The organism is Promicromonospora sp. NPDC057138 (assembly GCF_042670845.1).
In the GTDB taxonomy this organism is placed as follows: domain Bacteria; phylum Actinomycetota; class Actinomycetes; order Actinomycetales; family Cellulomonadaceae; genus Promicromonospora.
Window position 1 is genome coordinate 53,796 of record NZ_JBHUUX010000007.1, and the last position, 13,793, is coordinate 67,588.

At 72.7% G+C, this 13,793-nt stretch carries 11 protein-coding genes; 7 read left to right on the plus strand and 4 right to left on the minus strand.

Annotated elements, in window-relative coordinates:
* Positions 1 to 4: 4 nt before the first annotated feature.
* The 4 genes from lepA (at position 5) to ACFT2C_RS06920 (ending at position 5,608) form a co-directional block, all read left to right on the plus strand.
* Positions 5 to 1,882, plus strand: a complete 1,878-nt coding sequence (lepA, locus tag ACFT2C_RS06905) for a translation elongation factor 4 (protein ID WP_377206285.1) — start codon at positions 5 to 7, stop codon at positions 1,880 to 1,882.
* Positions 1,883 to 3,307 carry a radical SAM family heme chaperone HemW gene (gene hemW, locus ACFT2C_RS06910; RefSeq protein ID WP_377206286.1) on the plus strand — a complete coding sequence of 475 codons (1,425 nt, stop codon included), beginning with the start codon at positions 1,883 to 1,885 and terminating at the stop codon, positions 3,305 to 3,307.
* A 129-nt stretch (positions 3,308 to 3,436) separates the two neighbouring features.
* Positions 3,437 to 4,564 (plus strand): hypothetical protein, encoded by a 1,128-nt coding sequence (locus tag ACFT2C_RS06915; RefSeq protein ID WP_377206287.1) that lies wholly within the window; start codon positions 3,437 to 3,439, stop codon positions 4,562 to 4,564.
* A 90-nt stretch (positions 4,565 to 4,654) separates the two neighbouring features.
* Complete coding sequence (locus tag ACFT2C_RS06920) at positions 4,655 to 5,608, plus strand: hypothetical protein (RefSeq protein WP_377206288.1); 954 nt, start codon at positions 4,655 to 4,657, stop codon at positions 5,606 to 5,608.
* A 121-nt stretch (positions 5,609 to 5,729) separates the two neighbouring features.
* On the opposite strand, the gene ACFT2C_RS06925 is transcribed toward ACFT2C_RS06920, so the two are convergent.
* The 4 genes from ACFT2C_RS06925 to ACFT2C_RS06940 all read right to left on the minus strand — a co-directional run bounded on the left by ACFT2C_RS06925 (position 5,730) and on the right by ACFT2C_RS06940 (position 10,443).
* Positions 5,730 to 6,257, minus strand: a complete 528-nt coding sequence (locus ACFT2C_RS06925) for a DUF4870 domain-containing protein (protein WP_377206289.1) — start codon at positions 6,255 to 6,257, stop codon at positions 5,730 to 5,732.
* A gap of 36 nt (positions 6,258 to 6,293) precedes the next feature.
* Positions 6,294 to 7,157, minus strand: coding sequence for a DUF3097 domain-containing protein (locus tag ACFT2C_RS06930; RefSeq protein ID WP_377206290.1), 864 nt, complete (start codon positions 7,155 to 7,157; stop codon positions 6,294 to 6,296).
* Between the two features lie 81 nt (positions 7,158 to 7,238).
* A complete protein-coding gene (locus tag ACFT2C_RS06935; protein ID WP_377206291.1) occupies positions 7,239 to 10,148 on the minus strand; it encodes an ATP-binding protein in 2,910 nt (969 codons plus the stop codon).
* A 112-nt stretch (positions 10,149 to 10,260) separates the two neighbouring features.
* Positions 10,261 to 10,443 (minus strand): hypothetical protein, encoded by a 183-nt coding sequence (locus ACFT2C_RS06940; protein ID WP_377206292.1) that lies wholly within the window; start codon positions 10,441 to 10,443, stop codon positions 10,261 to 10,263.
* Positions 10,444 to 10,817: 374 nt separating this feature from the next.
* On the opposite strand from ACFT2C_RS06940, the gene hrcA reads away from it, so the two are divergent.
* The 3 genes from hrcA to ACFT2C_RS06955 are packed head-to-tail and all read left to right on the plus strand — an operon-like array spanning position 10,818 to position 13,774.
* Complete coding sequence (gene hrcA / locus ACFT2C_RS06945) at positions 10,818 to 11,837, plus strand: heat-inducible transcriptional repressor HrcA (protein ID WP_377206293.1); 1,020 nt, start codon at positions 10,818 to 10,820, stop codon at positions 11,835 to 11,837.
* 40 nt (positions 11,838 to 11,877) lie between these two features.
* Positions 11,878 to 12,999 carry a molecular chaperone DnaJ gene (gene dnaJ, locus ACFT2C_RS06950; protein ID WP_377206294.1) on the plus strand — a complete coding sequence of 374 codons (1,122 nt, stop codon included), beginning with the start codon at positions 11,878 to 11,880 and terminating at the stop codon, positions 12,997 to 12,999.
* Positions 13,000 to 13,009: 10 nt separating this feature from the next.
* Entirely contained in the window at positions 13,010 to 13,774 is a 765-nt protein-coding gene (locus ACFT2C_RS06955; protein ID WP_377206295.1) for a 16S rRNA (uracil(1498)-N(3))-methyltransferase, read from the plus strand.
* Positions 13,775 to 13,793: the final 19 nt, after the last annotated feature.

The following is a 13,793-nucleotide window of genomic DNA, read 5'->3' on the forward strand; positions in this document are numbered from 1 at the left end:
CGCTTTGCCCATCCCCGGTCCTGCGCTCACGGCGCGCATCCAGCCGAACGCCACAGCGCCCGAGCTGATCCGCAACTTCTGCATCATCGCGCACATCGACCACGGCAAGTCCACCCTGGCCGACCGCATGCTCCAGCTCACCGGCGTGGTGAACTCACGCGACATGCGGGCGCAGTACCTGGACCGGATGGACATCGAGCGCGAGCGCGGCATCACCATCAAGTCGCAGGCGGTGCGCATGCCGTGGGCCCTGGCCGACGACGCCGGCGTGCTGACGCCGCACGCCCTGAACATGATCGACACCCCGGGGCACGTCGACTTCACGTACGAGGTCTCCCGCTCGCTCGCCGCGTGCGAGGGCGCCGTGCTGCTGGTCGACGCCGCGCAGGGCATCGAGGCGCAGACCCTGGCCAACCTGTACCTGGCCATGGAGAACGAGCTGGAGATCATCCCGGTCCTGAACAAGATCGACCTGCCGGCGGCGCAGCCGGAGAAGTACGCCGAGGAGCTCGCGAACCTCGTGGGCTCCGACCCGGAGGACGTGCTCAAGGTCTCGGGCAAGACGGGCGTGGGCGTCGAGGCTCTGCTGGACCGCATCGTGCAGCGCGTCCCGGCCCCGGTCGGCGACGCGAGCGCCCCGGCGCGCGCCATGATCTTCGACTCCGTCTACGACACCTACCGCGGCGTCGTCACCTACGTGCGGGTGGTCGACGGCGACCTGAACCCGCGCGAGAAGATCGCGATGATGTCGACGCGGGCCACGCACGAGCTCCTGGAGATCGGCGTCAGCTCGCCCGAGCCGCACCCGACCAAGGGTCTCGGCGTCGGCGAGGTGGGCTACCTGATCACCGGCGTGAAGGACGTGCGCCAGTCCAAGGTCGGCGACACCGTGACCAACGCGGCCAAGCCCGCCACCGAGGCGCTCGGCGGCTACAGCGACCCCAAGCCCATGGTGTTCTCGGGCCTGTACCCGATCGACGGCTCGGACTACCCGGTGCTGCGCGACGCCCTGGACAAGCTCAAGCTCAACGACGCCGCGCTCAACTACGAGCCCGAGACGTCGGTGGCGCTCGGCTTCGGGTTCCGCGTGGGCTTCCTCGGCCTGCTGCACCTGGAGATCGTGCGCGAGCGCCTGGAGCGCGAGTTCAACCTCGACCTCATCTCCACGGCCCCGAACGTCATCTACGACGTGACGATGGAGGACAACACGACGATCGAGGTGACCAACCCGTCGGAGTTCCCCGGGGGCAAGATCAAGGAGGTCCGCGAGCCCGTCGTGAAGGCCACGATCCTCACCCCGAGCGAGTTCGTGGGCGCGGTCATGGAGCTCTCGCAGTCCAAGCGCGGCGACCTGCAGGGCATGGACTACCTGTCCGAGGACCGGGTCGAGATGCGCTACCACCTGCCGCTCGCCGAGATCGTCTTCGACTTCTTCGACCAGCTCAAGTCCAAGACCCGCGGCTACGCGTCCCTCGACTACGACACGAGCGGCGACCAGGCCGCCGACCTGGTGAAGGTCGACATCCTGCTGCAGGGCGAGCAGGTCGACGCGTTCAGCGCGATCGTGCACCGCGACAAGGCGTACTCCTACGGCGTCATGATGACCGCCAAGCTCAAGGAGCTCATCCCGCGCCAGCAGTTCGAGGTGCCGATCCAGGCCGCCATCGGCGCGCGCGTGATCGCCCGCGAGACCATCCGCGCCATGCGCAAGGACGTGCTCGCCAAGTGCTACGGCGGTGACATCAGCCGGAAGCGCAAGCTGCTGGAAAAGCAGAAGGAGGGCAAGAAGCGCATGAAGAACATCGGCTCGGTCGAGGTCCCGAAGGACGCGTTCATCGCGGCGCTCTCCTCGGAACCGGCCCCCAAGGACAAGAAGAAGTAGGTGCCCGCACTTCCCTCCGGCATCCCGGTGCCCGACGACGGCGGGCTGCCCGCCTGGGTGCGCCCGGCCGATCCTCCGCTGGTCGAGCCCTCGCTGGTCGAGCCCTCGCTGGTCGAGCCCTCGCTGGTCGAGCCTGTCGAGACCCCGGTCTCGACAGGCTCGACCACCGATGCCCGGCCGTTCGGGGTGTACGTGCACGTGCCGTTCTGCTCCGTGCGCTGCGGGTACTGCGACTTCAACACGTACACCGCGTCCGAGCTGGGCGGCGGCGCGAACCAGGCCGCCTATGCGACCACGGCCCTGCGCGAGGTCGACCTCGCGGCGAAGGTCCTGTCCGACGCCGGGCGGTCGCCCGCCGAGGTCTCGACGGTCTTCTTCGGGGGCGGTACCCCGACGATGCTGCCCGCCGAGGACCTCGCCCGCGTGCTCGGCGGGATCAGGGAGGCCTGGGGCCTGGCCGGCCCTTCGACCGGCTCGGCGCGAGCCGCGGAGGTGACGACGGAGGCCAACCCGGACTCCGTCACGCCCGAGTCGCTGCGTGTCCTGGCCGACGCCGGGTTCACGCGCGTCTCGTTCGGGATGCAGTCCGCGGTGCCGCACGTGCTGGCGACGCTGGAGCGCACCCACGACCCGCTGCGCATCCCCGACGTCGTGAAGTGGGCCCGGGACGCCGGGCTGGACGTGTCGCTGGACCTGATCTACGGCACTCCCGGCGAGTCCCTCGACGACTGGCGGGCCAGCGTGGAGACGGCGCTGGCCACCGGCGTCGACCACGTGTCCGCGTACGCGCTCGTCGTCGAGCCCGGCACCAAGATGGCCGCCCAGGTGCGGCGCGGCGAGGTCGCGCTTCCCGACGAGGACGACCAGGCCGCCAAGTACGAGCTGGCCGACGGGTTGCTCACCGAGGCGGGCCTGCGCTGGTACGAGGTGTCGAACTGGTCGCGTCCCGGGCACGAGTGCCGGCACAACATCGGGTACTGGCGCGGCGACGACTGGTGGGGCATCGGCCCGGGTGCGCACAGCTACGTGTCGGCCCCGACGGCGACTCCGGCGCCGTCGGTCGAACCGTCGCTGGTCGAGCCTGTCGAGACCGGGACGCCCGCCGGCGTCCGCTGGTGGAACGTGAAGCACCCCCGCGCCTATGCGACGCGGCTCGAGGCCGGGCAGAGCCCGGGCGCCGGGCGCGAGCTGCTCACCCGCGCGGAGGCGCACCTCGAGCGCGTGATGCTGGGCGTGCGGCTGCGCGAGGGGCTCGACCTCGGCGTGCTGACGTCGGCGGGCCGCACCGCGGTGGCGGGTCTTGTGGCGCGTGGCCTGCTCGAGGGACCGGCGGCGGTCGGCGCCGGAGGGGTGCCCGCGCGGGCCGTGCTGACCCAGCGCGGCCGCCTGCTGGCGGACGCCGTCGTGCGCGACCTGACCGCCTGAGACAAAGCACCGGCGATCTTCGGCGGAGTGCCGATTGGTTTGTTTGCGCAGTAGCCGAAATCGTCGATATCTTGTGGCCATTCACACCGTTATGAGGCGGCACACGTCCGCCTGACAAGGGGCACGCGAATGAGCAACACCTACGGCGGCTGGAACCCACAGGATCCGCACCGCGCGCAGAACCCCGGGCACCGGCGAGGACAGGACGCGAACCCCCACGGCCAGGAGGCTTCCGCCCGGGACCCCTATGGGCAGGACCCTCTGCCGCAGGACCCTCAGCCGTTCGACCCGTACGGCCCGCGCGACCCCTACGGGCGTCCGGCCAACCCGTACGGCCGGCCCGACTACCAGCCTCAGCAGCGGCCGGAGCAGCGCGACCCGCAGCCGGGCATCTGGGGCCAGCCCCAGCGCCAGCAGGCCCCCGCGCCCGGCTACCAGCAGGGCTACCAGACCCCTGGCCAGGGCTACCAGACCCCGCAGCAGGGCTACCAGACCCCGCAGCCGGGCTACCAGACCCCGCAGCCAGGATTCCCGCAGTACTCCGACGTCGCGGCCGCGGAGTACCGGCCCGACGACGGCGAGCCAGTGACGGTGGGCAACGCATGGCGCTGGGCCTGGAGTGGGTTCGGCACGAGCTGGGGCAAGTGGGTGGTGATGAGCCTGCTGCTCGGCGTGGCGCAGGCCGCCGTCGTCCTGATGTTCAGCCCGTCCGCCCTCGACGGCATGCTGAACGCGACGGACCCGGCGGCGGTCGACGCCGCACGGGTCGCCGGCCAGACGCTCACCGCCAAGGGGCTCGCCGCCGCGGGTACGGGGATCTGCTTCCTGCTCCAGTCCCTCCTGTACGCCGGAGCGCTCGCGGCGACGCGGACGCGCTCCGTCGCACTCCGTGACTTCTTCGCGCTGCGTGGCTTCGGCGGGCTCATCGGGTACGCGGTGATCACCGGGGCCCTCGGCTTCGCCAGCACCGTCGTGCCGATGGTGGGCTGGCTGATACAGGTCGTCTTCACGCTGCTCCTGCTCCCGGTGCCCTTCCTGATCCTCAAGGGGATGGGCTTCGGCCGGGCGCTCGCGGGCGGCGTCGGGCTCGTGCTGTCGCACCTCGGGACCGCGCTCGCCGTCTTCGCGATCTTCGCCGGCCTGGCCATCGCGTCACTCTTCACGTGCGGGATCGGGCTCGTCGTCGTCGCACCCGCGATGCTGCTGGTGGGGGCGTATCTCGTGCAGCGGTGGACCGGGGAGTCCGTCCGGGGCTGATTCCGGGGTGACAATTCGGCTCTCCGCATGCGGGCATGCGGAGAAGAGGTGAAGGTTGGGTCGGACCACTGACCAGCCAAGGGGATTCACATGAGTGAGAACACGCCGCACAGCCCGTACGAGCCGAACCAGGGCGGGCCGCCGCCGTCGGGCGGTCCGACCCAGCCGCCGTCGGGCGCGCCCACCCCTCCGCCGGGCGGGCCGACGCCCCCGCCGTACGGCCGACCGACGCCGCCGTCCGCCGGTGGTCCGACGCAGCCGCCGCCCTACGGTGGCGCGGGCGAGCCGCCCGCCTACGGCGGGCCGGACCCGTACTACGGGACGCAGCCGTCCGGCCCGTTCAGCGTGGGTGAGGCGCTGGGCTACGGCTGGGAGAAGTTCAAGGCGAACTGGCTGTTCTGGGTCCTCTTCGTGCTGCTGACCTTCGTCGTGGGCGGCATCTTCAACGGCCCGTCGTTCAGCGACTACCAGGACCAGATGCGCGCCGCCACCGACAACCCCGGCGACGTGGGTTCCATAGCGTCGGGCGTCGGCGGCTCGACGCTCGGGCTGATCGGCTCCCTGATCGTCTCGGTCCTTCAGGCCCTGGGAATCAACGCGGCGCTGCGTGAGGTCTCCGGCGAGAAGGCGACCTGGGGGACGCTTTTCAAGGTCAACAGCTACGGGATGATCATCCTCGCGGCGCTCCTGCTGCTGGCTGCCGGCTTCGTCGGCTTGCTCCTGTGCGGCGTGGGCCTCATCGCCCTGGCGATCTTCGCGCCGTTCACCTACCACAACGTGGTCGACAGGGGCCTGAACGCCTGGGAGGCCTTCACCTCGTCGTTCCGCCTGGTGGGGCAGAACTTCGGCGCCGTGTTCCTGCTGGAGCTCGCGCTCCTCGGCATCAACATCCTGGGCGCGATCCTGTGCGGGCTCGGCCTGTTCGTCACGCTCCCGCTGTCGCTCCTCGCGCTGGCCTTCGCGTTCCGCCGGCTCACCGGCGGCCCGGTCGCAGCAGGCCCGGCCGCATTCGGCCCGACGACATACGCCCCGCCCGCCGCCTGACGCCGTCGTCCGTCGTCCCTCGTCCGTCGTCGAAAATGACCATGCACCTGCTGCCAGATCCGGGTTGGAACTGGCAGGAGGTGCATGGTCATCTCTCCGGCCGACGGTGGCCGGTCTCGGCCTACTTGATGAAGCGGATGGTGACCGGGTAGCGGTACGGCTCACCCTTGCCGTTGGCCACGGCCGCCAGGATCATGAACACGATCGGGGCGATGAACGCGAGGTACACGATCCCGCCGAACCCGAGCGTGACCGCGGTGATGATCGCCGCGGCGATCAGTGCGAGCACCACGGTGATCTGGAAGTTCAGTGACTCCTTCGCCTCCTGGTCCACGAACCGGCTGCGCTCCCTGAGCACCAGCCAGATCACCAGGGGCGCGATGAACCCCAGCACGAACGGGCCGACCTGGGCGATGACCGACCACGTGCGCTCGTCGGACGGCGTGAGCGGCTGCGGCTGGTAGGGCCCGCCGTAGGGGGCACCCGGCTGGGGCTGACCCGGGTACGGCTGGCCGGGCGGGGGCTGGGACTGGTCCTGGTAGGGCGGCTGGCCGGGCTGCGGCGAGCCGTAGGCGGGACCCGGCTGCGGCTGCTGAGGCGGCGGACCGGGCTGCTGAGGAGGCTGCGGTTCCTGCGGGTTCTCGGACATGGCCCCAACCGTAGAGGCTGCGGCCCACGAGATGGCCTAGGACGCGGTCACGAAATCGATAAGTTCTTCGACGCGTCCGAGCAGGGCTGGGTCGAGGTCCCGGAAGTCGCGCACGGCGGAGAGGATGCGCTGCCAGCCGCGGGCGACGTCCGCCTGCGTATCCGCAGGCCAGCCGAGGGAACGCAGGATGCCGAGCTTCCACTCGGTGCCCCGGTCGATCACCGGCCAGCGGTCCAGCCCGAGGCGCTCGGCGCGGACCGCCTGCCACACGTCGACGTAGGGGTGGCCCAGCACCAGCACGGTGCCGGCGGGGACGCCGCGCAGCGCCTCGTCGGTGAGTCGCTGCTCCTTGGAGCCGGGCACGAGGTGGTCCACCAGCACGCCGACCCGGCGCTCGGCGTCGGGCGCGAACTCGGCGAGGCGCTCGGCGAGGTGGTCCACGCCGTCGAGCATCTCGACCACCACGCCCTCGACGCGCAGGTCGTCACCCCAGACCTTCTCGACGAGCTCGGCGTCGTGCTTGCCCTCCACCCAGATGCGGCTGCCGCGCGCCACGCGCGCCCGGGCGCCGTGCACCGCCACGGAGCCGGAGGCCGTGCGCGTCGGCCGGGCGGGGGCGCGGTTCAGGACGGGCGCAGTGAGCACCACCGGCTTGCCCTCCACCCAGAATCCCGGGCCGAGCGGGAAGGTGCGGGTGCGGCCGCGGCGGTCCTCCAGGACCACCACGTGCATGCCGCCCGACTTCTCGACCCGCACGACGGCGCCCACCCAGCCGGTCTCGACCTCCTCGACCACGAGGCCTGGCTCGGCGGGCGTGGGCAGCGACGTCGGCCGACGCCCCCGCTGCGCGCCAGGAAATGCGGGGGACAGCACATCGGGCCCATACCGTTCGTCGAACACCCCGTGAGCGTAGATCCGCCCCCTCGTCGAGTGCTGGATCTTCGCCCGTTCGGTGTGTCATCCGGAGCGAAGATCCAGCACTCAGCGACGGGTGGTGAGGAGGGCCGCTTCCGTGCGGGTCGACACGCCCAGCTTGCGGAGGATCGCCGAGACGTGCACCGACGCGGTCTTGGCCGAGATGAACAGCCGCTCGGCGATCTGCCCGTTGGTCAGGCCCTCGGCGACGAGCGCGAGGACCTGCTGCTCACGGGCGGTGAGCGAGTCGAGGCCGGTGCCCGGCCCTTCGGCAGGCTCGGGACGGCGTTCCTCGGCCTGGCCGGTCAGCCCCGCCCGGTCGAGGAGCCCCTGCGCCCGCCCGACGACCAGCCCCGCGCCGATCTTCTCCGCCTCCGCGACAGCGGACCCCAGCGTCGACCGGGCGCCGGCCCGGTCCCCGGCGTCCAGCAGCCGCGCGCCCTCGCGGTACAGCGCGTACGGGCGCACGTGCACGGGTCCGGGGCCGGGCAGGTCGGCGACCGCCGTCCACGGGCCGGTGCCGAGCTCCGCCTCGAACAGCGCCGACCACAGGGGGAACGTCGGCCAGCGCGCGCACTCGGCCAGGGCCGCGCGGTAGGGGGCGTCGTCGACGTCCTGCCCGGCCGCGCGCAGCCGGGCGATCGCCAGGGCGGCCACGGCGAGCTGCGGCAGGTCGTAGGCCGGGATGCGCACGGTATCCGGGGCGACCACCACCGACATCCGCTCCAGGGCCTCGGCCGGCTCGTCGCGCAGCAGCGCGAGCTCCGCCAGCGTCATGCTGGTGCGCGACCTGATCTGCCCCTCGAGGCGCCCGAACCGCTCCCAGCTCGTGGCCCTGCGGCGCGCCTCGGCCTGCGCCTGCTCCACTCGCCCCTGCCACATCATGAGCCAGGCCCTGCGCTCGCTGAGGTAGACGGAGTACACGCTGTCGTGGATCGGCGGGACCGTCCGCTCGTACCAGGCGGCGGCGTCGGCCCAGTCGCCCCGCCCGATCCACGCCTCGGCGAGGTTCCCCTCGATCATGATCCGGCTTGCCTCGGACGAGCCGTACCGCTGTGCCGCGCCCACCCCCTCCTGGGCGATCTCCGCCGCCCGGGTCCAGTCGCCGACGAGGAGCCAGACGTCCGACCCGTTGATGTAGTACCGGCTCAGCCCGTGCCAGGTGCCCACGGCCGCCTCGCGGGCGGCGTCGATCTCCGCGAAGCCGCCGGTGTCGCCGAGCTGGACCCGGCTCACGCCCCGCAGGTTCAGAGCCACCGACACGACCTCGGCGCTGCCGATCGCGCTGCCGGTCTCGTAGGCGGCCGTTGCTGCCTCGATCGCGTCCCGGGGCCGGCCGTCCAGCATGGCGTGGCGCGCCCGCAGCATCAGGAGATGGCCGCGTACGGCGTCGTCCCGGCCGGGCTCGACGAGCGCGAGGGCCCGGTCGATGAGCTCCGGCCCCTCGTCCGAGCCGGCGTGGCCCGCGATGAGCGCCGTGTCGGAGAGCATTCCGGCCAGGCCCGCCGGGTCGTCGGCGGGCCACTCGTCGATCGCCTCGTGAGCAACGGCCAGTGCGCGGGCGGCCCGGGTGGACCCGCGCAGCGACTCGGCGACCGTGCGCAGCAGCTCGTGGTGCGGCAGGCCGGCCACGGCCTCGGCGTCAGGCACCTGCTCCCAGAGCTCCAGGGCGCGCTCGCCCAGGGCGACCGCGGTGGACGACGCCGCGCCGTCAGCAGCCGCCCGGTGCCCGACGACGGCCGCCGCGAGCGCCTTGTCGAGCATCCCCGCGCGCCACCAGTGGTCGGCGATGCGGGACAGCTTCGCGACGGACCGGGCGCGCCGGGAGAGGGCCAGCTCCAGCGCTCGTGCGTAGGCGGCGTGCAGCCGACGCCGTTCGCCGGGCAGCAGCTCGGCGTACACCGCCTCCTGGACCAGGGCGTGCCGGAACGCGTACCCGACGTCGGTGACGACCAGCACCTGCGCCTCGACGGCCTCGCGCACCGTCTCCTCGGGCTCGGCGCCGACGTTCGGGACGACGTGCTGCCCGGACTGTGTCGAGGGGAGCCGTCCTGAGCCTGTCGAGGGGTCCGCCAGGACGTCGTCGAGCACGTCGTACCAGACGCGCGGGCCGGCGGCCGCGACCACGCGGCACAGCGCCTGGGCCTGCCGGCTCAGGTTCCAGTAGCGCAGCAGGAGGATGTCGCGCAGGGAGTCGGGCAGGTCGGTGCCGAGAAAGCCGACGAGCTCCTCGACGTAGAAGGGGACGCCCTCGCTGCGGTCCGCCAGGTCGGCGAGCGCCTGGGCGTCGAGGCCGGTGTCGAGCCCGGCGTCGAGCAGGTCCTGCGCCATCTCGCGGACCTCGCTCTCGCCCAGGCGGGTCAGGTCGAGGCGGGTGGTGAGGCGGGCCCGGTCGAGCTCGGCCATGACGGTGCGCAGGGGGTGTGCGCGTCCGACGTCGTCGCTGCGGTAGGTGAGCAGGAGGAGCAGGCCGGGGGGCGCGGTGCGGGCGAGGCGGAGGGCGACGGCGCGGGTGACGTCGTCGGACCAGTGCAGGTCCTCCATGACCACGACGAGGGGCTGGTCGGCCGCGAGGCCGGTGAGCAGGTCGGTGAGGACCTCGGGGATGCGGTCGGCTCCGGCGTCGGACGCCGGGGCGACGAGCTGCGGTGCTACCGCGGACAGGGCGCCGGCGGCGGGTCCGGCCGCGGCGACGACGGTGTCGGGACGGCCGACTGCCTGGACGATGCCGTGCAGCAGGCCGGCGAGGGCCGCGTAGGGGAGGGGCCCGGACCCTTCGTCGGCGCACTGCCCGGTGACGACGGTGACGCCGTCGGCGCGTGCGGTGAGCTCGTCGAGGAGGCGGGTCTTGCCGATGCCCGCCTCGCCGGCGATCACGAGGGTGCGGTTGGCGCCCGAGCGGACGTCGTCGAGAGCGGCGGTCAGCGCGCCGAGCTCACGGGCTCGGCCCACCAGGCGCGCACGAGGGACCGGCATGGGCTCATCGTCCCATGCCGGTCCCGTCGTCGTGTCTGTCACTGTGTCGATGGTCGTCGTCTCGGTGGGCATCGTCGCTGGTCAGCATCGTGCTGGACGGCTGGGCGGGCGGTCAGGCGACCCGGGGGCGTGCGGCGTGCGTGGCCCGCTCCGCGGTGCGCTCGGCGCCGCGGCGCTCGGCCGCCTGCCGGCGGACGGTGTCGCGCTGCTCGCGGGCCACCCGCGCCTGCTCGGCCCGGCGGTCGAGGTCCTGCTCGTTCTGGCGGTACTCGGCGTAGCTGGTGAAGCCGAACATGGTGTTCCTCCTGGTCGATGCCGGCCCCTCGCCGGCAGTGGTTCTAGATTCGTCCGTGAGGTAGCCCCGGCGGATCGGGCGGTCGCCGCATCTTTCGGGCCGGTTCTCCGGGGCGGTTCGGGGGCCCCTAAGGCATTGCCCTACTCAGCCCCTCGCGAACGTGTAGGAGGCCTTGGTCACCCGCGTGACCTGCGGGTCCGGTGCGTCCCGTGCGGGCGCGCGACGGGCTGGGCGCGGGTCGGGGACTTGGCCCCTGGCGTGTGCCGCGTAGGATTGGCACTCGGTCGGCGAGAGTGCTGGAGCGAGAGCGCTGGAGAGCGGCCGGAACCCGGGTGCAGGTCCCGGACGTTCTATCTGGGACGGAGGTGAGCGCGGTGAGCGAGGAACGCAGGCTCGATGTCTTGCGAGCGATCGTGGAGGACTATGTCCGGACACGGGAGCCCGTCGGATCGCGCATACTCACCGAGCGGCACAAGCTCGGCGTCTCGCCCGCGACGGTGCGCAACGACATGGCCGCGCTCGAGGAGGCCGGGCTCATCGCCCAGCCGCACACCTCGGCGGGGCGCATCCCCACGGACAAGGGCTACCGCCTGTTCGTGGACCAGCTCGCGGAGGTGCGGCCGCTGACCGTGCCCCAGAAGCGCGCCATCGAGACCTTCCTGTCCGAGGCGGTCGACCTGGACGACGTCGTGGCGCGGGCCGGGCGGCTCATCGCCCAGCTCACGGGCCAGGTCGCCGTCGTGCAGTACCCCTCGCTGCGCCGGTCCGGGCTGCGGCACCTCGAGCTCGTGCCCTCTGCCGAGGGGCGGCTCCTCGTGGTCGTGATCACGGACACGGGACGGGTGGAGCAGCGCTTCCTCGACGTGCCCGTGGGCCTGGACGACGGGACGCTCGGCGAGCTGCGCGCCCGCTTCAACGCCGTCGCCGCGGGCCACCGCCTCACCGAGATCGGCACCGCCTTCGCGCGGGTCACCGAAGCCATGCCCGACGAGCACCGGGCGCTGGCCACCGCAGTGGCCGAGGTCGTCACCGCCGCGCTCGCCGAGGAGAGCGAGGAACGCATAGTGCTGACGGGCCAGGCCAACCTGGCGCGGGCAAGCATGCGGTTCGAACAGGGCCTGCGCCCGGTGCTCGAGGCGCTGGAGGAGCAGGTGGTCCTGCTCGGTCTCCTCACCGACATGACCGACGACGCCGGGGTGGCGGTGAGCATCGGCCACGAGAACCGCATGGCGGGCCTGTCGGAGACCTCCGTCGTCACCTCCGGCTACGGCTCGTCCACCGGCGACACCGTCGCGATCCTGAGCTCGATCGGCCCCACCCGTATGGACTATCCGGGCACCATCGCCGCGGTGCGCGCCGTCGCGCGCTACCTGTCGCGAGTGCTGCCCAGCTGACACCCCCACCTTCCACAATCCTCCCCACAAAGAGAGACCTGTGACCGACTACTACGAGATTCTCGGTGTTCCGCGCGACGCCTCGCCCGAGCAGATCAAGAAGGCCTACCGCAAGCTGGCTCGTGAGCTGCACCCCGACGTGGCGGGTGACGTGGGCGAGGACCGGTTCAAGGACGTCGCGCGCGCGTACGAGGTGCTGTCCAACCCGGACAAGCGCCAGCAGTACGACATGGGCGTGGACCCGACCGCGCCGGGCGGTGGCGCGGGCGGCGGGTTCGGCGCCGGGTTCGGTTTCCAGGACATCTTCGAGACCTTCTTCGGCGGCGGGCAGCCCGCCGGGCCGGTCCCGCGCGCACGGCGCGGCAACGACGCGCTGGTGCGCCTCGACCTCGAGCTCGCCGAGGCCGTCTTCGGCGCCAAGCGCGAGATCCAGGTCGACACCGCGGTGGTCTGCAACACCTGCGGCGGCGACGGCGCGCGGCCGGGCACCTCGGCGCGCACCTGCGACGTCTGCCACGGCCGCGGCTCCGTGCAGCGGGTGGCCCGCTCGTTCCTCGGCCAGGTCATGACGAACCAGCCGTGCTCCGCCTGCGGCGGCTTCGGCACCGTGATCCCCGAGCCGTGCACCGACTGCTCCGGCGAGGGCCGCGTGCGCTCGCGCCGCACCATCTCGGTCAACGTGCCCGCCGGCGTCGACACCGGCACGCGCATCAAGCTTTCCGCGCAGGGCGAGGTGGGCCCCGGTGGTGGCCCCGCCGGCGACCTGTACGTCGAGATCCGCGAGCGCGCGCACGACACGTTCGTCCGCCGCGGCGACGAGCTGCACTGCACCCTCCAGGTGCCGATGACGGCGGCGGCGCTCGGCACCGTGCTCGAGCTCGACACCCTGGACGGGCTCCAGGAGATCGACCTGCGCCCGGGCACGCAGCCCGGCCAGGTGATGACCCTCAAGGGCCTCGGCGTGGGACACCTGCACTCCCCGGGGCGTGGCGACCTCAACGTGCACATCGAGGTCCAGGTGCCCACCGCGCTGGACGAGGAGCAGACCGCCCTCCTGCAGCAGCTCTCGGTGCTGCGCGGCGAGGAGCGGCCCGAGTCGCGGCTCGCGTCGGTCCACGGCGGCGTGTTCTCGCGCCTGCGCGACAAGCTCAGCGGGCGCTGACCGCCGGTCCATGAGCGCGCCAGTCTTTCTCGCGGAGGCGTCCGCCGCCCATCCGTTGTCCGGGTACGCGGCCGGCTCGGTGTACGTGCTCGACGGCGCGGAGGGCCGGCACGCCGGCGTCGTCCAGCGCCGCGGCCCCGGGGAGCGGATCGACGTGGTCGACGGCGCCGGGGTGCGCCTGCGGACCGTCGTCGAGTCCGTCGACGGCGCGGAGGTGCACCTGCGCGTCGACCAGGTCGACGTCGAGCCGGCGCCCGCCGTCGTCATCACGCTGGTCCAGGCCCTCGCCAAGGGCGACCGTGACGAGATGGCGATCGAGGCCGCCACCGAGACCGGGGCGGACGCGATCGTCCCCTGGCAGGCGGACCGCTCGGTCGTCGTATGGCGCGGGGACCGGGCAGCGAAGTCGCGGGCGCGCTGGGTCAGCACCGTGCGCGCCGCGACGAAGCAGGCCCGCCGGTGCCGCATCCCCGACGTCGAGCTGCCGCTGACCACCAAGCAGCTCGCCGCCCGTGCCCGCGAGGTGGTCGCCGCGGGCGGGACGGTAGCGGTGCTGCACGAGGAGGCGTCGGACGGCCTCGCCACGGTGCCGCTGCCCGACGCCGGCGAGCTGCTCGTCGTCGTCGGACCCGAGGGCGGGATCTCCGAGGCGGAGGTCGCCCTCCTCACGGACGCGGGCGCCGTGCTGGCCCGCCTGGGCCCGCACGTCCTGCGCACCTCCACGGCAGGCCCGGTGGCGATAGCCCTCCTGAGCACCCGCCTGGGCCGCTGGTAGACAGTTGAGTGCTGGGTAT

Excerpts from the sequence above, each read along its gene's own strand:
- ACFT2C_RS06915 (WP_377206287.1), top strand. The coding sequence starts at position 3,437 with ATGAGCAACACCTACGGCGGCTGGAACCCACAGGATCCGCACCGCGCG.
- ACFT2C_RS06920 (WP_377206288.1), top strand. The coding sequence starts at position 4,655 with ATGAGTGAGAACACGCCGCACAGCCCGTACGAGCCGAACCAGGGCGGG.
- ACFT2C_RS06925 (WP_377206289.1), bottom strand. The coding sequence starts at position 6,257 with ATGTCCGAGAACCCGCAGGAACCGCAGCCTCCTCAGCAGCCCGGTCCG.
- ACFT2C_RS06935 (WP_377206291.1), bottom strand. The coding sequence starts at position 10,148 with ATGCCGGTCCCTCGTGCGCGCCTGGTGGGCCGAGCCCGTGAGCTCGGC.
- ACFT2C_RS06940 (WP_377206292.1), bottom strand. The coding sequence starts at position 10,443 with ATGTTCGGCTTCACCAGCTACGCCGAGTACCGCCAGAACGAGCAGGAC.
- ACFT2C_RS06955 (WP_377206295.1), top strand. The coding sequence starts at position 13,010 with ATGAGCGCGCCAGTCTTTCTCGCGGAGGCGTCCGCCGCCCATCCGTTG.